This is a genomic window from Microbacterium sp. PI-SA-G, assembly GCF_057215335.1.
Genome location: NZ_CM170103.1, coordinates 788,299 through 813,245, shown reverse-complemented (window position 1 = coordinate 813,245; position 24,947 = coordinate 788,299). Strand labels below are relative to the sequence as shown.

23 protein-coding genes are annotated in these 24,947 nt (G+C 68.5%); 19 read left to right on the top strand and 4 right to left on the bottom strand.

Going from position 1 to position 24,947, the window contains the following annotated elements; all coding sequences use genetic code 11:
- Nucleotides 1–17 precede the first annotated feature (17 nt).
- The 5 genes from AC2D10_RS04150 to AC2D10_RS04130 all read left to right on the top strand — a co-directional run bounded on the left by AC2D10_RS04150 (nt 18) and on the right by AC2D10_RS04130 (nt 5,913).
- Nucleotides 18–272 (top strand): YlxR family protein, encoded by a 255-nt coding sequence (locus AC2D10_RS04150; RefSeq protein WP_484710641.1) that lies wholly within the window; start codon nt 18–20, stop codon nt 270–272.
- 94 nt (nt 273–366) lie between these two features.
- Nucleotides 367–3,144 (top strand): translation initiation factor IF-2, encoded by a 2,778-nt coding sequence (gene infB / locus AC2D10_RS04145; protein ID WP_484710640.1) that lies wholly within the window; start codon nt 367–369, stop codon nt 3,142–3,144.
- A 96-nt stretch (nt 3,145–3,240) separates the two neighbouring features.
- Nucleotides 3,241–3,672: a 30S ribosome-binding factor RbfA gene (gene rbfA / locus AC2D10_RS04140; RefSeq protein WP_484710639.1), complete on the top strand. Its 432-nt coding sequence runs from the start codon at nt 3,241–3,243 to the stop codon at nt 3,670–3,672.
- A 111-nt stretch (nt 3,673–3,783) separates the two neighbouring features.
- Nucleotides 3,784–4,686 (top strand): hypothetical protein, encoded by a 903-nt coding sequence (locus AC2D10_RS04135; protein WP_484710637.1) that lies wholly within the window; start codon nt 3,784–3,786, stop codon nt 4,684–4,686.
- Nucleotides 4,687–4,698: 12 nt separating this feature from the next.
- Nucleotides 4,699–5,913: a response regulator transcription factor gene (locus AC2D10_RS04130; RefSeq protein ID WP_484710635.1), complete on the top strand. Its 1,215-nt coding sequence runs from the start codon at nt 4,699–4,701 to the stop codon at nt 5,911–5,913.
- Nucleotides 5,914–6,006: 93 nt separating this feature from the next.
- Here the strand turns inward: AC2D10_RS04130 and AC2D10_RS04125 are convergent, their stop codons facing one another.
- On the bottom strand, nt 6,007–6,897 hold the full coding sequence (locus AC2D10_RS04125; RefSeq protein WP_484710634.1) for an HhH-GPD family protein: 891 nt from the start codon (nt 6,895–6,897) through the stop codon (nt 6,007–6,009).
- Nucleotides 6,898–6,955: 58 nt separating this feature from the next.
- Here AC2D10_RS04125 and truB point away from each other — a divergent pair, with 58 nt between their 5' ends.
- From truB to AC2D10_RS04095, 6 genes are all read left to right on the top strand, one after another.
- A complete protein-coding gene (truB, locus tag AC2D10_RS04120; RefSeq protein WP_484710633.1) occupies nt 6,956–7,849 on the top strand; it encodes a tRNA pseudouridine(55) synthase TruB in 894 nt (297 codons plus the stop codon).
- Nucleotides 7,846–8,214: a hypothetical protein gene (locus tag AC2D10_RS04115; RefSeq protein WP_484710632.1), complete on the top strand. Its 369-nt coding sequence runs from the start codon at nt 7,846–7,848 to the stop codon at nt 8,212–8,214. Before truB ends, AC2D10_RS04115 begins: the two co-directional genes overlap by 4 nt.
- A gap of 79 nt (nt 8,215–8,293) precedes the next feature.
- A complete protein-coding gene (locus tag AC2D10_RS04110; protein WP_484711802.1) occupies nt 8,294–8,707 on the top strand; it encodes a hypothetical protein in 414 nt (137 codons plus the stop codon).
- The gene (locus AC2D10_RS04105) at nt 8,704–9,654 is read left to right on the top strand and encodes a bifunctional riboflavin kinase/FAD synthetase (protein WP_484710631.1); all 951 of its coding nucleotides are present in this window, start codon (nt 8,704–8,706) and stop codon (nt 9,652–9,654) included. The genes AC2D10_RS04110 and AC2D10_RS04105 overlap by 4 nt, the downstream gene beginning before the upstream one ends.
- Before the next feature lie 184 nt (nt 9,655–9,838).
- The gene (locus AC2D10_RS04100) at nt 9,839–11,983 is read left to right on the top strand and encodes a DEAD/DEAH box helicase (protein ID WP_484710630.1); all 2,145 of its coding nucleotides are present in this window, start codon (nt 9,839–9,841) and stop codon (nt 11,981–11,983) included.
- A 205-nt stretch (nt 11,984–12,188) separates the two neighbouring features.
- Nucleotides 12,189–13,217, top strand: a complete 1,029-nt coding sequence (locus tag AC2D10_RS04095; protein WP_484710629.1) for a 6-phosphofructokinase — start codon at nt 12,189–12,191, stop codon at nt 13,215–13,217.
- 10 nt (nt 13,218–13,227) lie between these two features.
- Here AC2D10_RS04095 and AC2D10_RS04090 read toward each other — a convergent pair whose 3' ends face one another.
- Entirely contained in the window at nt 13,228–15,321 is a 2,094-nt protein-coding gene (locus tag AC2D10_RS04090; RefSeq protein WP_484710627.1) for a S9 family peptidase, read from the bottom strand.
- A 155-nt stretch (nt 15,322–15,476) separates the two neighbouring features.
- Between AC2D10_RS04090 and AC2D10_RS04085 the strand changes: the two genes are divergently transcribed.
- From AC2D10_RS04085 to AC2D10_RS04070, 4 genes are all read left to right on the top strand, one after another.
- Nucleotides 15,477–16,709: an anion permease gene (locus AC2D10_RS04085; protein ID WP_484710625.1), complete on the top strand. Its 1,233-nt coding sequence runs from the start codon at nt 15,477–15,479 to the stop codon at nt 16,707–16,709.
- Nucleotides 16,706–17,041 (top strand): peptidase, encoded by a 336-nt coding sequence (locus AC2D10_RS04080; RefSeq protein WP_484710624.1) that lies wholly within the window; start codon nt 16,706–16,708, stop codon nt 17,039–17,041. The genes AC2D10_RS04085 and AC2D10_RS04080 overlap by 4 nt, the downstream gene beginning before the upstream one ends.
- Nucleotides 17,042–17,089: 48 nt before the next feature.
- The gene (locus AC2D10_RS04075; protein WP_484710623.1) at nt 17,090–18,010 is read left to right on the top strand and encodes a metallophosphoesterase; all 921 of its coding nucleotides are present in this window, start codon (nt 17,090–17,092) and stop codon (nt 18,008–18,010) included.
- Between the two features lie 107 nt (nt 18,011–18,117).
- Complete coding sequence (locus AC2D10_RS04070) at nt 18,118–19,578, top strand: aspartate ammonia-lyase (RefSeq protein WP_484710622.1); 1,461 nt, start codon at nt 18,118–18,120, stop codon at nt 19,576–19,578.
- Nucleotides 19,579–19,648: 70 nt separating this feature from the next.
- On the opposite strand, the gene AC2D10_RS04065 is transcribed toward AC2D10_RS04070, so the two are convergent.
- Nucleotides 19,649–20,518, bottom strand: coding sequence for a fumarylacetoacetate hydrolase family protein (locus tag AC2D10_RS04065; protein ID WP_484710621.1), 870 nt, complete (start codon nt 20,516–20,518; stop codon nt 19,649–19,651).
- An 88-nt stretch (nt 20,519–20,606) separates the two neighbouring features.
- Here AC2D10_RS04065 and AC2D10_RS04060 point away from each other — a divergent pair, with 88 nt between their 5' ends.
- The 4 genes from AC2D10_RS04060 (at nt 20,607) to rpsO (ending at nt 23,678) form a co-directional block, all read left to right on the top strand.
- A complete protein-coding gene (locus AC2D10_RS04060; RefSeq protein ID WP_484710620.1) occupies nt 20,607–21,836 on the top strand; it encodes a PrsW family intramembrane metalloprotease in 1,230 nt (409 codons plus the stop codon).
- A 298-nt stretch (nt 21,837–22,134) separates the two neighbouring features.
- Nucleotides 22,135–22,503: an FKBP-type peptidyl-prolyl cis-trans isomerase gene (locus AC2D10_RS04055; RefSeq protein ID WP_484710619.1), complete on the top strand. Its 369-nt coding sequence runs from the start codon at nt 22,135–22,137 to the stop codon at nt 22,501–22,503.
- Between the two features lie 167 nt (nt 22,504–22,670).
- A complete protein-coding gene (locus tag AC2D10_RS04050; protein WP_463796826.1) occupies nt 22,671–23,225 on the top strand; it encodes a YceI family protein in 555 nt (184 codons plus the stop codon).
- 183 nt (nt 23,226–23,408) lie between these two features.
- Nucleotides 23,409–23,678 carry a 30S ribosomal protein S15 gene (gene rpsO / locus AC2D10_RS04045; protein WP_045280509.1) on the top strand — a complete coding sequence of 90 codons (270 nt, stop codon included), beginning with the start codon at nt 23,409–23,411 and terminating at the stop codon, nt 23,676–23,678.
- Nucleotides 23,679–23,772: 94 nt separating this feature from the next.
- On the opposite strand, the gene AC2D10_RS04040 is transcribed toward rpsO, so the two are convergent.
- A complete protein-coding gene (locus AC2D10_RS04040; protein WP_484710618.1) occupies nt 23,773–24,777 on the bottom strand; it encodes an isopenicillin N synthase family dioxygenase in 1,005 nt (334 codons plus the stop codon).
- Nucleotides 24,778–24,947 lie beyond the last annotated feature (170 nt).

The following is a 24,947-nucleotide window of genomic DNA, read 5'->3' as shown; positions in this document are numbered from 1 at the left end:
CGAAACGCAGGTGTAAGATGGAACCCGTACGAACGTGCGTCGGTTGCCGCACGCGTGCTTCCCGCTCCTCCCTTCTCCGGGTGGTGAGCCAGAACGACACCCTCATCGCTGATGAGAGTGCGGTTCTGCCGGGGCGCGGCGCGTGGGTGCATCCGACACCCGAGTGCATCGATCTCGCTCTGCGACGTCGGGCCTTCGGGAGGGCACTGCGTGTGGCCACTCAGCTGGACACGCGGACCTTCGAACAGAACCCACCAAGAAACAAAGGCTGAACAGCTATGGAAACAAAGTGAACGGCTCGAAATGAGACCCGTCCGCGACTAGTGGTCTGCCCTGTCTGGGTGGACCAACTCAGACAGGAGAATTGTGGCTGGTAAACCACGCGTACATGAGATCGCCGCCGAACTCGGTGTCGACAGCAAGATCGCACTTGCAAAGCTCAAGGAACTCGGCGAGTTCGTCAAGAGCCCCTCATCCACCATCGAACCGCCCGTAGCGCGCAAGCTCCGTGCGGCGATCGAGGCAGATGCCTCACTGAAGTCCGCCCCCGAGGCGGCACCCGCTGCCAAGCCGGCGGCGAAGTCGAGCGGATCGGGTTCCAAGCCCGCTGCATCGTCGGCTCCGACCCCCGGCCCCAAGCCGGGCCCGAAGCCTGCCCCCGCTCCCGCGGAGCCGACCCCGGCTCCCGAGGCCCCGGCTCCCGCAGAGAAGGCACCGGCCGAGGCTGCTCCGGCAGCAGCATCCGAGGCTGCCGCCGCACCTGCGGCGAAGTCGTCCGACGGCGGCGCGCCGAAGCCGGGCGCTCCGCGTCCGGGTAACAACCCGTTCTCGTCGGCGCAGGGCATGGGACAGCGTCCCGCCGGTCCGCGTCCGGGTAACAACCCGTTCGCGTCGGCACAGGGCATGGGCCAGCGCCCGAGCCCGACCCCCGGCAACATCCCGCGTCCGCAGGCGCCTCGTCCCGGCGCCCCGCGTCCGGGTGCGCCGCGTCCGGGTGCGCCTCGTCCCGGCGCTCCGCGCGGCGGTCAGGGCGGTCGTCCCGGTGGCGCACCGTTCCAGCAGCGTCCCGGCGGCCCCGGTCGTCCCGGCGGCGCCGGTGGACCCGGTGGCGCAGGTGGTCCCGGTGCTCGTCCCGGTGGCGGTTTCGCCGGGCGTCCCGGTGGTGGCGGCGGTCGTGGCCGTGGTCCCGGTGGAGGTACCGCAGGTGCCTTCGGCAAGGGCGGCGGCAAGAGCAAGCAGCGCAAGTCGCGGCGGGCGAAGCGGCAGGAATTCGAGATGCGGAGCGCCCCGGTCGTCGGTGGCGTCAACGTCACCCGCGGTAACGGGGAGATCATCCGCATGCGTCGTGGCGCATCGATCGCGGACTTCGCGGACAAGATCGAGACGCTGACCGGTTACACGGTCCAGCCGGGAACCCTCGTGACGATCCTCTTCAACCTCGGCGAGATGGCCACGGCCACCGAGTCGCTGGATGAGGCGACGTTCGAAGTCCTGGGTCAGGAGCTGGGTTACAACATCCAGATGGTCTCGCCCGAGGACGAGGACAAGGAGCTCCTCGAGGGCTTCGGTCTCAACCTCGACCAGGAGCTGGAGGAGGAGAGCGAGGACGACCTCGAGATCCGTCCGCCGGTCGTCACCGTCATGGGTCACGTCGACCACGGTAAGACCCGTCTGCTCGACGCGATCCGTCAGACCAACGTCATCGAGGGCGAAGCCGGTGGCATCACCCAGCACATCGGTGCGTACCAGGTCTGGACCGAGCACGAGAACATCGAGCGCGCGATCACCTTCATCGACACCCCGGGTCACGAGGCGTTCACCGCCATGCGTGCTCGTGGTGCGCAGGTGACCGACCTCGCGATCCTCGTGGTCGCCGCCGACGACGGCATCATGCCGCAGACGGTGGAGGCGCTCAACCACGCCCAGGCGGCCAACGTGCCGATCGTGGTCGCGGTGAACAAGGTCGACAAGCCCGACGCCAACCCGTCCAAGGTGCGCCAGCAGCTCACCGAGTACGGTCTGGTCGCCGAGGAGTTCGGTGGAGACGTCATGTTCGTCGACGTGTCGGCACGTGCCGGCACCGGCATCCAGGAGCTCCTCGACGCTGTGCTGCTCACGGCTGACGCGGGTCTGGACCTCACGGCCAACCCGAACAAGGCCGCTCGTGGTGTCGCCATCGAGGCGAAGCTCGACAAGGGCCGCGGTTCGATCGCGACTGTGCTCATCCAGTCCGGAACACTTCGGATCGGTGACGCGATCGTCGCCGGCACGGCCTACGGTCGTGTGCGTGCGATGGCGGACGAGAACGGCGATGCGGTCCTCGAGGCCTACCCGTCGCGTCCGGTGCAGGTACAGGGTCTGAACTCCGTGCCCCGCGCCGGCGATGTCTTCATCGTCACCGAGGAAGACCGCATGGCTCGTCAGATCGCCGAGAAGCGTGAAGCCGTCGAGCGCAACGCCCAGCTGGCCAAGGCCCGCAAGCGCATCTCGCTCGAGGACTTCACCCGTGCTCTCCAGGAGGGCAAGGTCGAGTCGCTCAACCTCATCATCAAGGGTGACGTCTCCGGTGCCGTCGAGGCGCTGGAGGAGTCGCTCCTCAAGATCGAGGTCGATGATTCGGTGCAGCTGCGCATCATCCACCGCGGCGTCGGTGCCATCACCGAGTCGGATGTGAACCTGGCGACGATCGACAACGCGATCATCGTGGGCTTCAACGTCCGCCCCGACACGAAGGCGCGCGAGCGCGCTCAGCGCGAGGGCGTGGACATCCGGTTCTACTCGGTGATCTACAACGCCATCGACGAGGTCGAGAACTCGCTCAAGGGCATGCTGAAGCCGGAGTACGAAGAGGTCCAGTCGGGCGTCGCGGAGATCCGCGAGGTTTTCCGTTCCTCCAAGTTCGGCAACATCGCCGGTGTCATCGTGCGATCGGGAACGATCACTCGAAACGCCAAGGCGCGTGTCATCCGCGACGGCGTCGTGATGGCCGATGGTCTCGCCATCGAGTCGCTCCGCCGCTTCAAGGACGACGTCACCGAGGTCCGCACCGACTACGAGGCCGGTATCGGACTCGGCAAGTTCAACGACATCCAGATCGGCGACGAGATCGAGACGATCGAGCTCGTCGAGAAGCCGCGAGGCTGATAGTCACGTTCGACATCTTCGGGCGTCCTCCGCTCCGGCTCCTTCGGGAGCAGCGAGACGGAGGGCGCCCGAAGGCGTCGTCAAGAGGGAGAGAAAATGGCTGGTGAACGACAGGCCCGTCTCGCGGACCGCATCCGTGTGATCCTCGCAGAACGTCTCGAGAAGGGGCTGCGCGATCCGCGGCTCGGTTTCGTGACGCTGACCGACTGCCGTGTGAGCGGCGACCTGCAGCACGCATCGGTGTTCTACACCGTGCTCGGCACCGAAGAGGAGCGCATCGCCAGCGGTGCTGCCCTGGCCTCGGCGACGGGGATGCTGCGCAGCGAGGTCGGACGTCAGCTCAGCACCCGGCTGGTGCCGACGCTCGAGTTCATCCCCGACGCGCTGCCGGAGAACGCGGATCACATCTCCGCGCTTCTGCGTGAAGCGCGCGACCGCGACACCGAGGTGGCGAAGCTGGCGTCGTCGGCATCCCACGCCGGAGAGGCTGACCCGTACCGACGCGCCGAGGAGTCCGACGAGGACTGACTCTCCGGTTTGCTAGTCTCAGCGGTGCGAGATGGGTGGCTCGCGTAGCTGAGGGGGACCGGCATCGACGCGTCGCGCGTACACCCAGATCTGTTCGTCGTGCCTTCGGCGATGGAGTCGTTGCTCGACGACCTCATCGCCTCCGGGCTCAGTTGTGCACCGCATGTGCTGACAGCGCTGGCGCGTGAACTCGGGGGAGACCCTGAGAGCGTGCGTCAGGTCGCCGCCACGCTGACGTCCGCGCAACGGCAGGGACTCCGGCCGCTGCCTGCGCCGTTGCCGGTGGTCGACGCCATCTCCCGGCTGTTCCGACAGCGAGATCTGACCGTCCGCGATCGTGAGTTCGCGCTGGCGTCGGCGCTGTGTCTCGACGATCGGCTCGCGCCCCTCCTCGCATTCGACGGGCGGTGCGCGCGCGAGATCGCGACGAGCGGACTCCGGGCGGACCTGCACATCAGAGCGGGGCGCATCCGTCTCCTCGACCCGCGACTCGCGATCTGGCTGCAGCGCACAGCGACGCCCCACGAGCTGGCTGCGGTGCATCAGCGGCTCAGCGTGGTGTTCGCCGACCTCGGCGATCGGGTCAGCTGCGACTGGCACCGGGCCCGCGCGTCGCTGCAGGAGAGCCCCGAGAGCGCCCCGGAACTGATCAGGATCGCGCGGGAGCTCTCCGAGACCGGCGACCCCGCCCGGGCACTTCAGCTAGCCCGTGAGGCGGCGGCTCATGCATCCGGCGCGGTGCGAGATGAAGCTGAACTGGTAGCCGGAACGTCGGCGACAGGAGCCGGTCTCGCGTTGGAAGCCGCGGAGCGACTCGGGAGCCTGTTCCCGGACGGCATGGAGCGGTGGCGTCTGCAGGGACTCGGCGGCCTTCTCGTCGCCCAGTCGTTCGTTCAGGGTGGTGTTCCCGACGTGCGTCCGAGTGCCTTCCGACCCCGTACGGACGACAGCGACGACTGGTACGCCTGGACGAGAGCTGCGGCATTGGGCGCCCTCCTCTGCGCCGAGCGCTGAGACCGCTCGCGCATGCGGGTGTGGTTGGACGCCGTGCGGGAGGGAACCGCGCGGGTCGGTGCCGAACGCGAACTGCGCGACCCCGCCGTGGCGCTGAGTTGGCTGCTGGTCGGCGAAGAGGACCTGGACGACGTCGCGGGCACCGGCCCGTTCAGCGGGCGGCTGCTGCGCGGTCTGCGATCGGCGGTCGCGGGCGAGATCGAGCACGGTCTCCATCTGCTCGCGGGGGAGGGGCCCGGGATGGACGCGGAGGCGGACCCCCTCATCGCGGGTTTCGAGCACAGCCCTGTCGTGCAGGCGTATCTCGCCGTCGCCGAGGTGCTGATGCTCGTCTGGCGAGGCGACATCGGCATCGCCCGCGAGCTGTTGATCCAGGCGGCGCTGCGTCTGCCCATCGCGATTCCCTTCGCCGGGCTGGGGGTGGTCCTCGCGCGCCGGCTCGATGTGGCCGTTCTGGGCGAGATCGGGCCCTTCGCACGAGCGCTCACTCGCGCGCTGCCTCCGCAGGTGGTGATCGACCTGCTCGTGGATCGCAGCCTGCAGTCGTCGCTCGCCGGGGCGTTCGCCGACGCCGACGCCGCGCGGCGACTCTGGCTGGATCGCGGCTCGCCGCAGAGCGGGTTCGCGGTGCCGGGGATCGACGGCGCCGAGGACACGTCTGATGGGCGGGACAGGCGGCGCGTGGTGCGTCCGCCCGACCTGATCCTGGCTGCGCAGTTGCAGCGACGCGTGGCCTCGATGACCGAGAGCGACTGGCGAGTGCAGCGGGAGCAGATCCGCGAACTGACCCGCGGTGTGCGCTCTCCGTTCTCTCGCGCCCACATCGAGGCGGCGCTGGGCGCGCAGAGCGCCATCCACGGCGACCACGTCGCCGCTCGGGAGCATCTGCGCCTGGCTCTGCGGCTGTACGAGATCTCGGGCGCGACAGCCTGGGCGCGCTCGGCGCAGGAGAGGCTGGCGCGGTGGGACGACGTCGCGGACCCCGAGGCGCTCCCCGAGGACTCCCTGGCCGGATGCCGGCGTGCGTGGGCGGCGGTCCTCACGGTCCGCGAGAACGAAGTGGCCATGCGGGCGGTCGGCGGCTCGAGCAACCGAGAGATCGCCGATGCGCTGGGCGTCTCGGTCCGCACGGTCGAGGTGCATCTCGGTCGGGTGTTCGCGAAGCTCGACGTGCGCACGCGGGTGGGGCTGACCGTGCTGGCACATCGGACGAATCAACTGGCCTGATTCCGGTCGCAGTTCTTGCCGCCCGATGCGCGCGCGGGCGGCAGGAACTGGGACCGGAGCGGCGCGGGCAGATCCGGGGATCGCGCGGCGCGGTCAGCGGGGGAGTGCGAGCATGCCGTCGGTGGCCTCGGCCAGACCGTCGGCGATGAGTGAGTCGATGGCGCGATCGCGCTGCACCGCGTCGGGCCAGTCCGGGATCACCGCCTCCAGCGGCACCCCTGCGGCGTCGGCGGCACGCAAGACGCGCAGCACTGCGCCGCGTGCCTGCCGGTCGGATCCCTCGTACGCTGCCTGCCGTCGCCGATCGTCGCCGGTGTCGGGGCGCCCTTCGGCCACCCATGCGCACTGTGCGAGCAGCGGGCAGATCGCACAGCGCGGCGATCGCGCGGTGCACACGGTCGCCCCGAGCTCCATCGCGGCGGCGTTGAAGACCGCTGATTCGGCATCGGATGCGGGGAGCAGCGACTCCATCAGCACCAGGTCGCGCCGTGACGGCGATGCCGGGTGCGCCCGTCCGTCGACCGCCCGGGCGAGGACGCGCCGGGTGTTGGTGTCGACGACCGGATGCCGGTCGCCGTAGGCGAAGACCGAGACGGCGCGGGCGGTGTAATCGCCGATGCCCGACAGAGCCAGGAGGGCGTCGACGTCACGCGGCACCACCCCGCCATGGCGTTCCGTCACCTCGACGGCCGCACGGTACAGCCACAGCGCCCGTCGTGGATACCCGAGATTTGCCCACTGCTGCACGACTTCGGCGGGTGACGCCGTCGACATCGCCGTCGGCGTGGGCCACCGCTGAAGCCATGCCTGCAGGTGCGGGATGACACGGGCGACCGGCGTCTGCTGCAGCATGAACTCGCTCACGAGCACGCCCCAGGCGCCGAACTCCTCGTGGAACTCGGCGCGTCTCCACGGCAGGTCGCGGGCGTTCGCGCGATACCAGTCGGCCAACGGCAGCGCTTCCGCGGCACGGGAAGACGTCATCGGAGGCACCACGACAGCCTATGCGAGTGCGCCTGGCACTCCCGCGTAGGCTGGATGGATGGTCTCGCCCGGCATCCTCCTCGTCGACAAACCCGCTGGCCTGACCAGCCATGACGTGGTCGCACGCACGCGCCGAGCCTTCGGCACCCGCAAGGTCGGCCACGCCGGCACGCTTGACCCCATGGCCACGGGACTCCTGGTCATCGGCATCGAGGGCGCGACCCGGTTGCTCACCTACGTGGTGGGGGCCGACAAGACCTATGAGGCGACGATCCGCCTCGGGCAGACGACCAGCACCGATGATGCGGACGGCGAGATCGTGACGCGCGCGGATGACGCCGCCTGGGAAGCTGTGTCGCCTGAGCGCATCGCCGCGGGGGTCGCGGCCCTCAGCGGCCCGATCTCGCAGGTGCCGAGTTCGGTCTCGGCGATCAAGGTCGACGGGCGTCGCGCCTACGACCGCGTGCGTGCAGGCGAAGAGGTCGTCCTCGCCGCTCGCGACGTCGTGGTGTCGCGCTTCGACGTGACAGCGGAGCGCTCCGGACAGGGGTTCCTCGACCTCGACGTGGTCGTTGACTGCTCGTCGGGCACGTACATCCGCTCGCTGGCGCGCGATCTCGGTGCGGCGACGGGCGTGGGCGGACACCTGACCGCACTCCGACGCACCAGGGTCGGTCCGTTCGACGTCTCGGACGCGGTGCTGATCGATGCGCTCGAGGGAGCTGCGACCCTGACGCCGGCCGAGGCCGCCGCGCGGATCCTCCCGGCACTCGCCGTCTCGGCGGATGAGGCTCGCGACCTCCTCCACGGCAAACGTCTCGGGGGACAGGCCGCGCAGCTCGTCGGTCCTCTGGCCGCCGCCATCGACGAGGACGGCGTTCTCGTGGGCATCGTCGAGAAGCGCGGCCCTGATCTGAAGAGTGCGATGAACATGCCGCGGGTGGCCGAATGATCCTGTGGCTGACGATCGCCCAGATCGTCGTCGCCTGCGCCGCCGGCGTGTTCTGCCTCATCGCCGGTCTGGTCGGCCGTCGCCCCAGCGACGTCAGCGTCGGAGCACTCGCGCTCGTGGAGGCGCTGCTCGTCGTCCAGGTGGTGGTCGCGATCATCGCTCCGCTCGCCGGAAACCCGCCCACCGGTGATCTGCTGGAGTTCTGGGTGTACCTGGTCTCTGCGGCACTGCTGCCGATCGGTGCGGTGCTCTGGGCACTGATGGAGCGCAGTCGATGGAGCACGGTCATCCTCGGGGTGGCCGCACTCGCGATCGCGGTGATGCTGTGGCGTATGCAGGTGATCTGGACGATCCAGGTCGCGTGAGGCGTCGCCGCGCGAGCCCGGGGTCCCCGGCGGCTCTAGGATGGTATGCGCTATGAGCCCCACCGCCCCCGCCACTCGAATGACCGGAATCGGTCGCGTCCTGGTGATCGTCTACGCCGTCATGGCGCTTGCCGCGACCGGTCGCAGCTTCGTGCAGATCGTCCGACGCTTCGACGAGGCTCCGCTCGCGTACTCCCTCTCGGCGCTGGCAGCGGTGGTGTACATCCTGGCGACTCTCGCGCTCGTGCTCGCCCGCCGCGGCGGGTGGTACACGGTCGCCTGGGTCGCGATCGTCTTCGAGCTCACCGGCGTCCTGGTCGTGGGGACGCTCAGCATCGTGGATCCGGCTCTCTTCCAGCACGAGACCGTCTGGTCGCTGTTCGGGCGGGGTTACCTGTTCATCCCTCTCGTGCTGCCTGTCTTCGGCATCTGGTGGCTGCGCACGCATCGACCCGCCGACGTCGGCAGAGCGCGCGTCGAGGTCCCGGCGTGATCGTCTTCCGCGACGTCTCGGAGGTGCCGGCGGATTTCGGCCCGAGCGCCGTGGCCATCGGCAAGTTCGACGGGGTGCACGCGGGTCATCGCGCCGTGATCGCCCGGCTGAACGAGCGCGCATCGCAGACCGGTGCGCGCGCCGTCGCGGTGACGTTCGATCGCAATCCGCTCGCCGTGCTGCGTCCGGACCGGTGCCCCGAGAACGTGGTGTCGGTCGAACGAAAGCTGCAGCTGCTGGGAGAGCTCGGACTGGATGCCACGCTGGTTCTCGCCTTCGACGATGCCCTCGCCGCGCTTCCCGCCGAGGAGTTCGTCACCGAGATCCTGGTGCGGGCGCTGCAGGTGTCGACCGTGCTGGTGGGTGCCGACTTCCGCTTCGGCCGCGGTGGAGCGGGAACCCCGGACCTGCTGCGCGAGCTCGGCCCTGCGAACGGCTTCTCGGTCGAGGTCGTCGATGACGTCTATCTCGCGGATTCACCGCGACGCGTGTCGTCCACGTGGATCCGGGAACTGCTGATGGACGGCGATGTCGCCGCTGCGGCGCGAGTGCTCGGCCGCCACCCCGACGTGCGCGGCGAAGTGGTTCACGGGCTCAAGCGCGGTCGCGAGCTGGGATTCCCGACCGCCAACCTCTCGACCATCACCGACGCCTTCGTTCCGGCCGACGGCGTCTATGCCGGATGGCTGGTCGATCACGACACCGGCATCCGGCATCCGTCCGCGATTTCGGTCGGCACGAACCCGACCTTCGACGATGTCCTCGTGCGACAGGTCGAGGCGCATGTGATCCACGAGACCGGTCTGGACCTCTACGGGCACGATGTGACCGTCGAGTTCGTGGAGCGGCTGCGCGGCATGGTGGCCTTCGAGGGCATGGCCAAGCTGGCGGAGCAGATGGCGGATGACGTCACCGATGCCGCCCGCGTGCTGGGCGTCAGCCGGTAGGCGCGGCGTTCTCGCGCGTCCGGCCGCCGATGGCGTAGACTGACGACGGTTCCTCTCCGATCCTCACGCCATGCGTGCATCGGACGGAACGCAGACACGTCCGTACGGTCATGGCCCACGCCACACGCGGACACCGAGAACGGCTTTCGCGTCGTGACGCGGAGCCTTCACGCTCAGGAGGAGCATGCCGACTACGGCAACCGCCGCCACGCGGCGAAAGAAGACGTCCCGTCGCGATGACGAGGCCCCTCTGATCCCGATCCTCGCGCGCAAGGTGCGCGAGATCGAGGCGAAGTCCCAGCGGGGCAAGCTGGGGCCCACCAACCGGGTCAAGTTCCAGGTGATCGCGTTCCTGGTGCGCGAGGAGCGCGCCAGGGTGAAGGCAGATGCCGAGATCGGCGATCCCGCCCGCGCCGAGCTGCTCAAGCGGCTCGACGGCGTCGCGACGATCCTCGCCAAGACGGCAGCCCGCGACACGTCGCTGATCCAGCTCCTCGAAGCCGACCAGGCGACCTCGCCCGTCGCCAAGCGCATGCGTCGCGACTGGCTGCTCGAATCCGGCGCGGAGCTCGCCCCCGAAGAGCTGATCATCGCCGACATCGCGCCCGTGCAGATGCCGGTCGTGTCGGCCGCCATCGCCGAGCGACAGGTCACGCCGCCCTCGGTCGAGGCGCGTCAGCTCGCGAATCCCTTCCTCGCCCCCGACCTGACGCCCCGCGCCACCACCACGCCGCGCCGGCGCCTCGACGGCTGGGAGTTGATGGGTCCGCTCTACAAGGCGTTCGAGACGGGAGCCGGCGGCTCTGCGGCCAGCATGGAGCTTCCGCCCGCACCCGAGTACGACCACCTGTCGCCCAAGGGCCTCGAGGTCATGGTCCACCAGTCGCGCTTCATCGAAGCCGTGCGGTCGGGACACCGCAGCTTCCTGCTCGCCGACGAGCCGGGTCTCGGTAAGACGGCGCAGTCGCTGCTCGCGGCCTCGGTCGCCGACGCCTACCCGCTGCTCGCCGTCGTGCCCAACGTCGTCAAGATGAACTGGGCGCGTGAGGTGGAGCGGTGGACCCCGCAGCGGCGCGCCACGGTGATCCAGGGCGACGGAGCCGACATCGACGCCTTCGCCGACGTGTTCATCGTGAACTACGAGATCCTCGACCGTCACCTCTCGTGGCTCGCGTCGATCGGTCTGCGCGGCATGGTCGTCGACGAGGCGCACTTCATCAAGAACCTCAGCTCGCAGCGATCGCAGAACGTGCTGTCACTCGCCTCTCGGGTGCGTGAGCGCACGCCCGGCGGAAACCCGCTGATGCTCGCGCTCACCGGTACTCCGCTGATCAACGATGTCGAGGACTTCGACGCGATCTGGCGCTTCCTCGGCTGGACGACGGGCGAGAAGCCCGGTCCCGAGCTGATGGAGAAGCTCGACGCGACAGGTTTCACCCCGGCCGACAAGGCGTTCTATCCCGAGGCGCGCGACGCCGTGATCTCGATGGGGATCGTGCGGCGCAAGAAGAAGGACGTCGCCGCCGATCTTCCGGACAAGCTCGTCGCAGACCTGCCCGTGCAGCTGGACGACGAGTTCGGTCGCAGCATCCGTCAAGCCGAACGCGAGCTCGGGCAGCGACTGGCGGCGAAGTACCGCCGCATCCTCGAGGCACGCGGAGACCGCGGTCTGGCGCCCGGCGAGATCGACGACGACATCGTGCGCCTGGTCGCGCACAACGAGCTCGAGGAGTCGAAAGCCGCAGGCACCGGGGGAGACAACGTCTTCACGATGGTGCGCCGCATCGGTCAGGCCAAGGCGCAGCTCGCGGCGGACTACGCGGCGCAACTGCAGCGCTCCGTCGGCAAGGTCGTCTTCTTCGCCAAGCACATCGACGTGATGGATCAGGCCGAGGCGCACTTCGCGTCGGTCGGCATCCGCGCTGTCTCGATCCGTGGGGATCAGACCTCGACGACGCGTCAGCAGGCGATCGACGACTTCAACGGCGACCCCGGCGTCGGCATCGCCGTGTGCTCGTTGACGGCCGCCGGAGTCGGACTCAACCTGCAGGCCGCCTCCAACGTCGTGCTCGCCGAGCTGTCGTGGACCGCTGCCGAGCAGACGCAGGCCATCGACCGCGTGCACCGCATCGGTCAGGACGAGCCGGTCACGGCGTGGCGGATCATCGCGGCGCACACGATCGACACCAAGATCGCCGAGCTCATCGACCAGAAGCAGGGTCTCGCAGCACGCGCGCTCGACGGCGAGGCGGCAGACGAGACGGCGGCCGAGCCGATTCAGCTCGCGGCTCTGATGCACCTGTTGAGGCAGGCATTGGGCGCTGCATAAAGGCGTTAAGAAGCGCCGTTCTTGCGGTCGTTTTCGAGCTCCGAGTCCTGTTCTTCGGGAACTTCTTCGTTTCGCTCGAATTCGCCCGTCAAGATCGGCGCTTTTCGTCGTGGTCGAATGGCGCCCAGCGGCGTCGGGGCGCTAGGGTCGATCCAGGCAACGTCGCCTCCTCCCACCCATTCCCTGAACGTCTGAAGGCGGCAGCATGAAGATCGGCATCCTGACGAGCGGCGGCGACTGCCCCGGTCTCAACGCGGTCATCCGCGGCATCGTGCTCAAGGGCACCACGACGTACGACCTGGAGTTCGTCGGTATCCGCGACGGGTGGCGAGGCGTCGTCGACGGCGACTTCTTCCCGCTCACACGGCATGAGGTAAAGGGTCTGTCGAAGGTCGGCGGAACGATCCTCGGCACCAGCCGGACGAACCCGTACGAGGGTCCTCGCGGCGGGGCGGAGAACATCGCGAAGACGCTCGCCGCGCATCGGATCGACGGCATCGTCGCGATCGGCGGCGAGGGGACGTTGGCCGCGGCCAACCGGCTCGCGGTCGACGGCATCAACGTGATCGGGGTTCCGAAGACGATCGACAACGACCTGCGCGCCACCGACTACTCCTTCGGATTCGACACCGCCGTCAACATCGCCACCGACGCGATGGATCGCCTCCGCACCACCGGTGATTCCCACCAGCGCTGCATGGTGGCCGAAGTCATGGGCCGCCACGTCGGCTGGATCGCCCTGCATGCCGGTATGGCGGCCGGTGCGCACGTGATCTGCATCCCCGAGGTGCCGATGTCGATCGACGAGATCACCGCGCTCGTCAGCAGCGCCCACGACCGCGGCCGTGCGCCGCTGGTCGTCGTGTCGGAGGGCTTCACGCTCACCGGCATGGACGAGGCCTACAGTGACAAGGGCCTCGACGCGTTCAACCGCCCCCGTCTCGGCGGCATCAGCGAGGTTCTGGCTCCCGAGATCGAGCGCATCACCGGCATCGAGACGCGATCCACCGTGCTCGGTCACATCCAGCGCGGGGGATCACCCTCGGGCTTCGACCGCGTGCTCGCGACGCGACTCGGCCTGCACGCAGCCGACGCTCTGGTCGAAGAGGCCTGGGGCAAGATGGTCTCCCTGCGCGGCACCGACATCGTCCGCGTTCCCTTCGCTGAGGCGCTGGGCGAGCTCAACACCGTGCCGCTCAGCCGCTACGAAGAGGCCTCGGCGCTGTTCGGCTGACCCACGGCCCTCAGGCCAGTCGGAGCGTGTCGAGCAGCCACGCGAGCTCGAACGAACGCTCGCGCCAGGAGTTGTACCGGCCGCTGACGCCACCGTGGCCGGCCACCATCTCGCACTTCAGCAGCACGTCAGACGCACCCGCCTCACGCAGACGGGCCACCCACTTGGCGGGCTCGACGTAGGCCACTCGGGAGTCGTTGAGCGACGTCATCGCGAGGATGCGCGGGTAGCGCACGCCGTCGCGGACGTTCTCATACGGCGTGTACGACTTCATGTACGCGTACACGTCGGGGTCGTGAAGCGGGTCGCCCCACTCGTCCCACTCGATGACCGTGAGCGGCAACGAGGGGTCGAGGATCGTCGTCAGCGCATCCACGAACGGGACGGCTGCGAGGATGCCGGCGAAGAGCTCGGGCGCGAGGTTGGCGACCGCGCCCATCAGCAGTCCGCCGGCGCTGCCGCCCTCGGCGACCAGGCGGTCCGGTGAGGTCACCCCAGCGTCTACCAGGTGCCGCGCACACGACACGAAGTCGGTGAAGGTGTTCTTCTTGTGCAGGAGTTTGCCGTCTTCATACCACTGACGGCCCATCTCACCGCCGCCGCGCACATGCGCGACCGCGAAGATCACTCCTCGGTCGAGCTCCGAGAGTCGCGCGACCGAGAAGCCCGGATCGATCGAGTGCTCGTAGGAGCCGTAGCCGTACAGGTGCAGTGCTCGCGGCTCATCGCCCGGGGTGCCGAACGACCGCTTCCAGACCAGCGAGATCGGCACCTGCGTGCCGTCCTCCGCGGTAGCCCAGGCGCGCTGCTGCCCATAGTCGCCCGGTTCGTAGCCGCCGAGCACGGTGGCGCGCTTGCGCAGCAGCAGCTCGCGTGTCGACAGATCGAGGTCGTAGACGGTTCCGGGGGTCACGAACGAGGTGAACCCCAGTCGCAGGAACGGGGAGTGCCACTCCGGATTGCCGCTGACGCCGGCGGAGTACAGCGGCTCGTCGAACGCGAGCTCTTCGACCGCGTCGGTCGTGTAGTCGAGCAGGCCGACGCGCTCCAGGCCCTCGCTGCGATACTCGACCGTCGCGAAGTCCCGGAAGGCGTCCATGCCGAGCAGGCGACGGCCCGCGACATGGGGGATGACGACGCGACGGTCGCCCTGCGGATCGGAAGCGGCGACGGAGACGAGCTCGAAATCGAGCGCTCCGTCGTTGTGCAGGATCAGCAGGCGGTCCTCGCCGTCGACGACCGCGTGGTCGATCGAGTACTCGACACCCTCGTTTCGCGGCCACACGATACGCGGGGTCGCCGTCAGATCGCCGGTGAGGTCGACGAGGTACTCCTCGCTGGTGATGCTCGACCCCACGCCGATGACCAGGTAGCGACGGCTGCGTGTGATCCCGGCGCCCAGCCAGTACTTCTCGTCGGGTTCGTGGAACAGGGTGACGTCGTCGCTGACGGGCGTGCCGATTCGGTGCAGCCAGAGCGTGTCAGGCCGCCAGGCGTCGTCGCGGGTCGTGTAGATGACGGATGCGCCGTCGGGAGTGAAGAACGCGCTTCCGGTGTTCGGGATCTCGTCGGCCAGCGTCTCGCCCGTGGTCAGGTCGCGGACTCGCACCGTGTAGACCTCGTCGCCGTCGAAGTCGGTCGACCACAGCAGCTTCGACGAGTCGTCGGTGGTGTCGAAGGCGCCGAGGGAGAAGAACTCGTGCCCCTCCGCCTCGCGATTGCCGTCGAGCAGCACGACCTCGCCGGGGACCGGGACGCCGGGCTCAAGCACCGGGGGAGTCCAGTCGTCGGGCGCGGCCGCCGCGCGGCAGTGGATGCCGTACTGCGCGCCCTCCTCGGTGCGGCTGTAGTACCACCAGTCGCCACGACGGGTCGGCACCGACAGATCGGTCTCCTGCACTCGGCCCTTGATCTCCTGGAACAGTCGCTCCCGCAGCTCGGCGAGGTGCGCGGTTGCCGCCTCGGTGTGCGCGTTCTCGGCCTCGAGATGCGCGATCACGTCGGGAGATTCCTTCTCGCGCATCCACTCGTAGGGATCGTTCACGGTGTCGCCGTGGTGGGTGCGGACGGTCGGGCGGCGATCGGCGAGCGGGGCTTCAGTCACCGCTCCACGCTATCCCAGGTCGAGTTGACCGGCACCGGGGACGGTGGGAGGATTCAACGGGGCCGGTTAACGGAAGTCAAACCCACGGTGAACTCTTCGTTCATCACGTCGATCCCGTCGACATCTCCCTCTTCCTCAACGACCGAAAGCGAACGGTGGAAACCGCAGCCCTCATCGTCGTGCTGGTGATCCTGCTGGCACTCTTCTTCGACTTCACCAACGGCTTCCACGACACCGCGAACGCGATGGCCACGCCCATCGCCACCGGTGCGCTGAAGCCCAAGACCGCCGTGCTGCTCGCAGCCGCACTGAACCTCGTCGGCGCCTTCCTCTCCACGGAGGTGTCGAAGACCGTCTCGCACGGCATCATCCGCGAGGAGAGCATCCAACAGCAGGCGGAGATCTTCCTGCCGATGATCTTCGCCGGCCTGATCGGCGCGATCACCTGGAACATGCTCACGTGGCTGCTCGGTCTTCCCTCGAGCTCCTCGCACGCGCTGTTCGGCGGCCTGATCGGAGCCACCCTCGTCGGTGTGGGCGTCGGCGGGATCGACTTCGGCATGGTGCTGTCGAAGATCATCCTGCCTGCGCTGATCGCGCCCGTGACGGCGCTGGTCATCGCCTTCGTCGCCACCAAGATCGCGTACGCGATCACCCGACGCTACGATGGCAAGCCCGACGGTCGCGACGGCTTCCGCTGGGGGCAGATCTTCACGTCTTCGCTGGTCGCTCTCGCGCACGGCACGAACGACGCGCAGAAGACGATGGGCGTCATCACTCTCGCGCTGATCACGGTGGGCTGGCAGAGCCAGGATCAGGCCGACCCGTACCTGTGGGTCATCGTCGCCTGCGCCGTCACGATCGCGCTCGGCACGTACCTCGGCGGCTGGCGCATCATCCGCACTCTCGGCAAGGGTCTGACCGAGGTCAAGCCCGCGCAGGGGTTCTCGGCTGAGAGCTCGACCGCAGCCACCATCCTCGCCTCGAGCGCCTTCGGCTTCGCGCTGTCGACCACGCAGGTCGCCTCGGGCTCGGTGATCGGCTCGGGCCTCGGTCGGCGTGGCTCCACGGTGCGCTGGCGGACAGCGGGTCGCATCGCGATCGGATGGCTGCTGACTCTCCCCGCGGCCGGTGCGGTCGGCGCCGCCGCGGCACTGCTGATCAACTGGTTCGGCATCTGGGGCATCGCGCTCGACGCGGTGCTCGCACTCGTGGTGATCGTCGGGCTGTTCCTGCGTTCGCGTCGGGATGCCGTGACCCCCGCCAACGCGATGAGCGACGTCGCCGAGTCCGGACTCGCGGTCGAGACGCCCGACTCCCCGCCGCCGACACGGCGTCAGCAGCGCGCGGCCGAGGCCAAGGCCCGTCGCAAGGAGGAGTCGAAGTGAACGTCGTGATCGACTGGAACGCCTTCGGGCTGGTCTTCGCGGTCGCCCTGATCGGTGCGTCCACGATCGTCACGTCCTACGCGGTGGGTCTGCGGCTCCTGGTCCGCAGCGGCCATGCGCCGGTGGTCAGCCCGGCGGAGTTCACCGACGCCATCACCGTGATCTCCGAGAAGGAGCTCAAGCGCGCGGCGAAGCAGGCTGCCAAGCAGGCGCGCAAGAGCCCGCTCACCGAGGGACAGAAACGACTGGCGCTGGTCGGCGCCTACGCCTGCTTCGCCCTGTGTGCCGCAGCGGTGGTCACGGGTGTGCTGATCCTGGTCGTCGGGCACTGATCTGCCCGCACCCGACGCCGAGTCGTACGCGCGCTCTAGGCTGATGCCATGACCGCGCACTCCGCCGACGAGTACGTCTTCGGCCGTCATCGGCCCGCCTCGCACGTGCTGATCCATGTCAGCGACCCACACTTCCTCGCCGGGGGAGCGTCGCTCGGCGGACGCTTCGACGTCGAGGAGAACTTCGCCCGCACACTCGATGCCGTCCGCAGGGTGCACCCGCACCCGGCGGCCATCGTGGTCACCGGTGATCTCGCTGATCTCGGCGAGCCCGACGCCTACCGACGTCTGCGCGCGGCGGTCGAGCCCGTCGCGGCGGAGCTCGGCACCGTGGTGATCTGGGTCGCCGGCAATCACGATGAGCGCCCCGCGCTTCGGCACGGTCTGCTCGATCTGCCCGCCACAGAGGAGCCGGTGACCGGCATCTGGGATCTCGACGGACTCCGCGTGATCGCCCTCGACACGAGCGTGCCGGGGTGGCACCACGGCGACATCGACGAGGAGCAACGGTCGTGGCTGGCCGAGGTTCTGGCGGAGCCTGCCCCGCACGGCACGCTCCTGGCGATGCACCACCCTCCGCTGCCCAGCCACCTCCCGCTCTTCGACATCCTCGAGCTGCAGCATCAGGACGAGCTGGCCGAGGTGATCCGGGGGAGCGATGTGCGCGGCATCCTCGCGGGCCACCTGCACTATTCATCGCACGGGACCTTCGCGGGAGTGCCCGTGAGCGTGTCATCCGCCACCTGCTACACGATGAACGTGGCGCTGCCGGCTGCGGATGTGAACGGCATGGACGCGGCCCAGGCGTTCCAGCTGGTGCATGTGCACCCCGACACGATCACCCACACCGTGGTGCCGGTGACCGACGCGCCCACCGGCGACTTCTTCTCGGAGGAATGGCTGCAGCGGATGGCGCAGCTGACCCCGGAGCAGCGGCTCGAGGCGTTCTCGCGCAAGCCCGGGCGCTGATCGGGAAGCCCCTCCGAGGGCGTCGCCCCGGGTCTCGCGGCGGCGGCCGCGTAGACTGGTGGCATCCCCCACCCTTTCTCACCCGCCACGACCCACGAGGATGTGACATGGCTTCTGCCGCGCCTGCCCTGACCCGCACCGAGACCGATTCGCTCGGAAACATGGAGATTCCCGTCGACGCGTACTGGGGGATCCACACCGCCCGCGCCGACGCGAACTTCCCGATCACGAAGCGCCCGATCTCGGTGTATCCCGATCTGGTCCGCGCCCTGGCGATGGTCAAGCAGGCCAGCGCCCGCGCAAACCGCCAGATCGGTGTGCTCGACCCCGAGCGGGCGGATCTGATCGACCGGGCCGCGCAGCGCGTCATCGACGGCGAGTTCCACGACCAGTTCACCGTCGGCGTCATCCAGGGCGGTGCCGGTACCTCGACGAACATGAACGCGAACGAGGTCATCACCAACATCGCACTCGAGATGAGCGGGCGCGAGAAGGGCGACTACGCCTTCCTGTCGCCGATCGACCACACGAACCGCAGCCAGTCCACCAACGACGTCTACCCGACGGCGGTCAAGATCGGGCTGTCGCTCACCCTGCGCTCGCTGCTCGACGAGCTGGACCTGCTGCGGCGCTCGTTCCTCGGCAAGGCCGTCGAGTTCCACGACATCCTCAAGGTGGGGCGCACCCAGCTTCAGGATGCGGTGCCGATGACGCTGGGTCAGGAGTTCCACGGCTTCGCCACAACGCTCGGCGAGGACCACAGCCGACTCACCGAGAACGCCTCGCTGATGTTCGAGATCAACATGGGCGCCACGGCGATCGGCACCGGCATCACCACCCACGCCGACTATGCACCCGCGGTGCTGCGTCACCTGCGCGAGATCACCGGACTCGACCTCGAGACCGCGACCGACCTCGTCGAGTCGACCAGCGACACCGGCTCCTTCATGTCGTTCTCCTCGTCGCTCAAGCGCAACGCGATCAAGCTGTCGAAGATCTGCAACGACCTGCGACTGCTGTCGTCGGGTCCGCAGGCGGGCTTCGGAGAGATCAATCTCCCCGCGATGCAGGCCGGATCCAGCATCATGCCCGGCAAGGTCAACCCGGTGATCCCGGAGGTCGTCAATCAGGTGGCGTTCGCCGTGGTCGGCGCCGACATGACGGTGACGATGGCGGTCGAAGGCGGACAGCTGCAGCTGAACGCCTTCGAGCCCGTGATCGCGCACTCGATCTTCCAGTCGATCACCTGGATGCGTCAGGCGATGTGGACGCTGCGCGTCAACTGCGTCGACGGCATCACCGCCAACCGCGACCGCCTGGGCGCGATGGTCGGCGCCTCGGTCGGCGTGATCACCGCTCTGACGCCGTTCATCGGATACGCCGCTGCCGCCGCGCTGGCGAAGACCGCACTGCTCACGAACCGCAACGTCGCCGATCTGGTCGTCGAGGCCGGGCTGATGTCCCGCGAGGACGTCATCAAGCAGCTCTCGCCTGCTCGCCTGTCGGGCCTCGAGGCCGTCACCGCGGCCATCCCGATCATCTCGCCGGAGGACCTGGTCGACATCTGATCCGCGAAGAAGGCCCCGGTGCATGCACCGGGGCCTTCTTCGTGCGCCGACGAGTCGGCGGCGGATTCGCTCAGTCGAGGATGCGGCAGTGCGTGGTCAGCGAACCGAGTCCGTCGATGCCCACCGTGACGGTGGACCGGTCACGGAGGAAGATCTGCGGGTCACGCGAGTAGCCCGCGCCGCCGGGGCTGCCCGTCGAGATGAGCGTGCCGGGAAGCAGGGTGAGCGACTGCGAGAGATGGGCGATGAGCTTCGCGACCGAGCGCACCATCTGGTCGGTCGAGGCGTCCTGCACGGTGTGTCCGTCGACCACGGTCCAGATGTGCAGATCCTGCGGGTCGGTCACCTCGTCGGCGGTGACCGCGAAGGGGCCCGTGGGGGTGAAGCCGTCGAAGGACTTGCAGCGAGACCACTGAGCCTCGGCGAATTGGATGTTGCGTGCCGTGATGTCGTTCACCACGGTGTAGCCCCAGACGTGCGAGAGCGCCTCGTCCTCTGTGGCGTTCTTGGCCGGGGTGCCGATCAGCACGCCGAGCTCGGCCTCGTAGTCGACGGCCTCGCTGAGCGACCGCGGCCAGGACGTGGTCTGCTCGTGCCCGGTCAGCGAGTTCGGCCACAGCGTGAACACCGTCGGCGCGGTGTCGGTCTTCAACCCGAGCTCGCTCGAGTGGGCGGCGTAGTTCAGGCCCACCGCGAGCACGGCGGGAGGGGCGATGACGGCGGAGTCGAACGTCCACCCGGCGAGCGGATGCCGCGGCGCGTCGCCGGACGACAGGGCAGCGCGCAGTGCGTCGAGTGTCTCGTTCCCTCCTTCGATGAGCTGCTGCAGGGTCGCAGGAGCGTCGGTCAGGAGGTCGGAGACGAGGATGGCGTCGGCGTCTTCCACCACGGCCAGAACCGGGCGAGGGGAGTCAGCACGGCGCAGATGAGCGAACCGCATGCTCCTACGCTACCGGTACGCTCCGGCAGCCGCTCTGCGGGGTCCTTCAGATCGCGAGCGGATCCCTTGTGAGCCATAGGCTGTCGCTATGACTTTCGGTGGACCGTCCCAGCCGCAGCAGCCGTCGCCGTACACGCCGCCGCCCGCTCAGCCCCAGTCGTATCCGTCCGCCCTCGCGCAGCCGGTGTCGTACACGCCGCCCGCGCCCGTGGCACCGGCGCCGGCGGAAGCGCTCCCCGCGCTTCCCGTCCCGACGAAGAAGGGGCGCTCGGTCTCCCTCTGGCTGTTCGGCGTCCTCGGCTTCCTTCTGATCGCCCTGGTCGGCTACTTCGTCTGGGCGCTCGGCGCTGTCGCCTCCGTCGTCGGCCTGGTGCTGGCGCTGATCCCGCTCACGATCGTGTTCCTCTTCATCCGACTGATCGACCGGTGGGAGCCGGAGCCGAAGCGCCTCGTGCTCTTCGCGGTCGCCTGGGGCGCGGTCGCATCGGTCGGTCTGACACTCCTGGTGGACCTCGGCATCACGGTCCTCGTCGGCAACCGCGACGAAACGGTGAGCGCCGTCTTCCAGGCTCCGGTCGTCGAGGAGTTCTGGAAGGGCTTCGGCGTCTTCCTGGTGTTCCTGGTCGCCCGTCGTGCCTTCGACGGTCCGGTCGACGGCGTGGTATACGGCGCGCTCGTCGGGGCGGGCTTCGCGTTCACCGAGAACATCCAGTACTTCGCCATCAGTCTGATCGAAGGGGGAGGGGCGCAGCTCACCGCCACCTTCGTGGTGCGGGGCCTGCTCTCGCCGTTCGCGCACGTGATGTTCACCTCGCTGACCGGTTTCGCGATCGGTCTGGCCGCTCGTCGGCACGCCTCCGCGGGCGGTGCCCTGGGCGCAGGTCTGGTCGGACTCGTCGGGGCGATCCTGTTGCACGCCCTGTGGAACGGCTCTGCCACCTTCGCCGACTTCTTCGCGCTGTACATCACCCTGCAGGTGCCGCTTTTCGTGGCGTTCATCCTGGGCATCGTCGCGCTCAAGCGTGAGGAGGCGCGTCTGACCAGGGCCCGGCTCGGCGAGTACGCGGCAGCGGGGTGGTTCACGCCCGAAGAGGTGACCATGCTCGCCACGCCCGCGGGGCGCAAGGTCGGACTCTCGTGGGCGGCGCAGCTGCGCGGGGACCGACGTGCGCTCATGCGCGAGTTCATCAAGGATGCGACGGCGCTCGCCTCGGTGCGTCAGCGCGCTCTGACCGGGCGCGACCCGTTGGCCGCCGACGATGAGCGCGCCCTCCTGATCCGCACGCGTGCGGCTCGGGCCGCACTGCTGGCCTACTGACCGCTGTCGATCCGGAGTAGCCTCCTCGCAGAGACTCAGCGGAGAGGATCTGTCAGATGGCGACGGTCGAACTCGCGGAGCGCCTCATCGCTTACGCGGCCGAATGACGAGCACGTCCCGGGACAGACTCAGCGCCCGGTGCTGCGGCGATGCCTGCATGTCTACCGGGCGCTGAGTTGGTCTGTAATCAGGGTGCTCCTGGTATCGCGAGGTGTCAAGAGCGACTTCGGGCAGGGTGTTCGCTGTCAGCGGGTGCGCTCGCGTTGACCCGCTCGCGCGGCTCCGCTTGGATGGAGACATGACTGATCGCACAAAGCCTGAGTTCGACGCCCCCGCCGGTCCCGCTCCTTCGGAGCTCGTCATCCGCGACCTCATCGAGGGCGACGGCGCGGAAGCCAAGCCCGGCGACACCGTGACCGTGCACTACGCCGGCGTGGAGTACGACTCCGGCGAGGAGTTCGACTCCTCGTGGGGCCGTGGCGAGACCATCCAGTTCCCGCTGCGCGGCCTGATCCAGGGCTGGCAGGACGGCATCCCCGGCATGAAGGTCGGCGGACGCCGCGAGCTGGTCATCCCGCCGCACCTGGCCTACGGACCCGCGGGCTCCGGCCACTTCCTGTCCGGCAAGGCCCTCATCTTCATCATCGATCTGGTGGCAGTCGGCTGACCTCCCGCATCGTCTCGAACGCGCCCTTCTCCGTCAGCGAGAGGGGCGCGTTCTCGTTGTCGTGCGGGCCATATGGATGAGAATCATCAACTCGGGAATGTATTCTCGTGAATGCGAGTTTGATCTCGTATGCCGCGATCGCGGCCCCCGTCCCGTGAGGAGATCCCATGACCACCATCGACATCCCCGGTTACCGCTCTGGCACCTGGGTGCTGGACCCGTCGCACAGCGAGGTCACCTTCAGCGTCCGCCACATGATGATCTCGAAGGTGCGCGGCACCTTCGGCGTGAAGAGCGCCACCCTGATCGCCCCCGAGAACCCCCTCGAGGCCAAGGTCGAGGCGAGCGTCGACGTGACCTCGATCGACACCAAGGACGAGGGCCGCGACACGCACCTGCGCTCCGGCGACTTCTTCGACACCGAGAACTTCCCCACCATGGAGTTCGTCTCCACCGGTGCGCGTGCCGAGGACGGCGAGCTCTTCGTCGACGGCGACCTGACCATCCGCGGCATCACCAAGCCTGTCAGCTTCGAGCTGGACTTCGGCGGCTTCGGCAGCGACCCGTGGGGCAACTACAAGGCGGGCGCCTCGGCGAAGACCGTCATCAACCGTGAGGACTTCGGCCTCACCTGGAACTCGGCTCTCGAGACCGGCGGCGTGCTCGTGGGCAAGGACGTCACGATCACGCTCGACCTGCAGGGCGCTCTGCAGCAGGACTGATCGACCGCGCGAGCGATCCGATCCCAGAACCCCGGGCCCCTCAGGGCTCGGGGTTCTCTGCGTCGTCGAGCAGGTCCTCGGGCTGGTAGACTGTCAAGGTTGCCGTTTGATCGGCCGCGGATAAAGAGAGCCCTCGCATCAGGCGTCGGGCGCCGCGCAACGAACTGAAAGGGGATCCCATCTATGCCACTCGAGTCTGACGCCAAGAAGGCGATCATGGAAGAGTACGCGACGCACCCCGGTGACACCGGATCCCCCGAGGTGCAGGTCGCGATGCTGACGCAGCGCATCAAGGACCTCACCGAACACCTCAAGGAGCACAAGCACGACCACCACTCGCGTCGTGGTCTGTTCCTCATGGTGGGTCAGCGCCGTCGTCTGCTCGGCTACCTCCAGGACATCGACATCGCGCGTTACCGCTCGCTGATCGAACGCCTGGGTCTTCGTCGCTGAGCACAGCACCGCTGAACCTGCGTACTATCGCGCAGAACATTCTTGGAAGGCCGTCCCTGGTGTGGGGCGGCCTTCGTTTTGCGTTCGGGGTCGGTCAGGTCTGAGCGCCCACGAGGTCGGGGTGATGGATGGCGGCGACGTCCGGGTGTGCGCGCAGGCGCGACTTGATGGCGTTCTCGCCGTAGGTGGCGTGGATCGGGTTGCTCGGGTCGTCGGTGACGCCCTTCGCCTCGGCGGCCAGCTCCGGCGGGAGGTCGATCAGCGGCATCCGGGTGTCGAGTGCCGGGTTGAAGAAGAACGGGATCGAGATGCGCTCGTTCGGCGCCTGCGGCGACACCACGCGGTGGTTGGTGGCCTTCAGATAGCCACCGGTCGCGTACTCCAGGAGCTCGCCGATGTTGACGACGAACGCGCCCGGCACGGGCGGCGCGTCGACCCACCCGCCGTCTCGCTCGACCTGCAGACCGCCCACGCCCGGCTCGACCCACAGCAGAGTGAGGACGCCTGAGTCCTTGTGCGCGCCGACGCCCTGCTGCGGCTCGGGCTCGTGCGTGCCGGGGTAGCGCACGATCTTGATCAGCGTCGAAGGGTCGTCGAAGTGTTCGTCGAAGAAGCCCGCCGGGGCGCCGAGGGTCTGTGCCCACGCGCGCAGCAGCTTGTGGGCGACGACGGTGAGGGTGTCGTGCCACTCGCCGACCACGGCGCGCAGCTCAGGCAGCGCCTCCGGCCACAGGTTCGGGCCGAGGAGTCGGTTGTACGCGGGGCCTCCCTCGACGGCCTTCTGCTCCGGGCCGATGTCGATCTGCTCGCGCCAGTCGACCTTGCCCTGGGTCCGCTCGCCGCCCACGCGGGTGTAGCCGCGGAAGTGCGGGCTCTTGATGTTCTCGATCGCAAGCTTCTGTGCTTCGGGTAGAGCGAAGAAGTCCAGTGCCGCCCGGTGCAGTCGCGCCTCGAGCTCGGGGGAGATGCCCGTCCCGGTCAGGTAGAAGAACCCGACGTCGTGCGTCGCCGCGCGCAGGTCGTCGCGGAACTGCGCGGCGGCCTCGGGGCCGTCGTCGAGCCGGGAGAGGTCGAGGATGGGGAGCGAGAGATCAGCCATGTCACGAGGGTAGATCCGCTCGCCGGGCACTCGGCCCAGTGTTGCGTCGCATTACCGTGATCGCGGATGCGACGGCCGGAATATCACGGGTTCCGTCGGCACCGCCCGGGGGTGCTAGAGTCACTCGTTGGTAAGGGCTGCCTTACCTTTGTTCTCTCAGAGAGTGTCTT

What these genes read in the sequence shown, in the direction of transcription:
- AC2D10_RS04095 (WP_484710629.1), top strand. Translation starts at nt 12,189, where the DNA reads ATGAAGATCGGCATCCTGACGAGCGGCGGCGACTGCCCCGGTCTCAAC.
- truB (WP_484710633.1), top strand. Translation starts at nt 6,956, where the DNA reads ATGGTCTCGCCCGGCATCCTCCTCGTCGACAAACCCGCTGGCCTGACC.
- AC2D10_RS04135 (WP_484710637.1), top strand. Translation starts at nt 3,784, where the DNA reads ATGGAGTCGTTGCTCGACGACCTCATCGCCTCCGGGCTCAGTTGTGCA.
- AC2D10_RS04050 (WP_463796826.1), top strand. Translation starts at nt 22,671, where the DNA reads ATGACCACCATCGACATCCCCGGTTACCGCTCTGGCACCTGGGTGCTG.
- AC2D10_RS04115 (WP_484710632.1), top strand. Translation starts at nt 7,846, where the DNA reads ATGATCCTGTGGCTGACGATCGCCCAGATCGTCGTCGCCTGCGCCGCC.
- AC2D10_RS04055 (WP_484710619.1), top strand. Translation starts at nt 22,135, where the DNA reads ATGACTGATCGCACAAAGCCTGAGTTCGACGCCCCCGCCGGTCCCGCT.
- rpsO (WP_045280509.1), top strand. Translation starts at nt 23,409, where the DNA reads ATGCCACTCGAGTCTGACGCCAAGAAGGCGATCATGGAAGAGTACGCG.
- AC2D10_RS04075 (WP_484710623.1), top strand. Translation starts at nt 17,090, where the DNA reads ATGACCGCGCACTCCGCCGACGAGTACGTCTTCGGCCGTCATCGGCCC.
- AC2D10_RS04070 (WP_484710622.1), top strand. Translation starts at nt 18,118, where the DNA reads ATGGCTTCTGCCGCGCCTGCCCTGACCCGCACCGAGACCGATTCGCTC.
- AC2D10_RS04110 (WP_484711802.1), top strand. Translation starts at nt 8,294, where the DNA reads ATGACCGGAATCGGTCGCGTCCTGGTGATCGTCTACGCCGTCATGGCG.
- rbfA (WP_484710639.1), top strand. Translation starts at nt 3,241, where the DNA reads ATGGCTGGTGAACGACAGGCCCGTCTCGCGGACCGCATCCGTGTGATC.
- AC2D10_RS04130 (WP_484710635.1), top strand. Translation starts at nt 4,699, where the DNA reads ATGCGGGTGTGGTTGGACGCCGTGCGGGAGGGAACCGCGCGGGTCGGT.
- AC2D10_RS04060 (WP_484710620.1), top strand. Translation starts at nt 20,607, where the DNA reads ATGACTTTCGGTGGACCGTCCCAGCCGCAGCAGCCGTCGCCGTACACG.
- AC2D10_RS04125 (WP_484710634.1), bottom strand. Translation starts at nt 6,897, where the DNA reads ATGACGTCTTCCCGTGCCGCGGAAGCGCTGCCGTTGGCCGACTGGTAT.
- AC2D10_RS04150 (WP_484710641.1), top strand. Translation starts at nt 18, where the DNA reads ATGGAACCCGTACGAACGTGCGTCGGTTGCCGCACGCGTGCTTCCCGC.
- AC2D10_RS04040 (WP_484710618.1), bottom strand. Translation starts at nt 24,777, where the DNA reads ATGGCTGATCTCTCGCTCCCCATCCTCGACCTCTCCCGGCTCGACGAC.
- AC2D10_RS04100 (WP_484710630.1), top strand. Translation starts at nt 9,839, where the DNA reads ATGCCGACTACGGCAACCGCCGCCACGCGGCGAAAGAAGACGTCCCGT.
- AC2D10_RS04065 (WP_484710621.1), bottom strand. Translation starts at nt 20,518, where the DNA reads ATGCGGTTCGCTCATCTGCGCCGTGCTGACTCCCCTCGCCCGGTTCTG.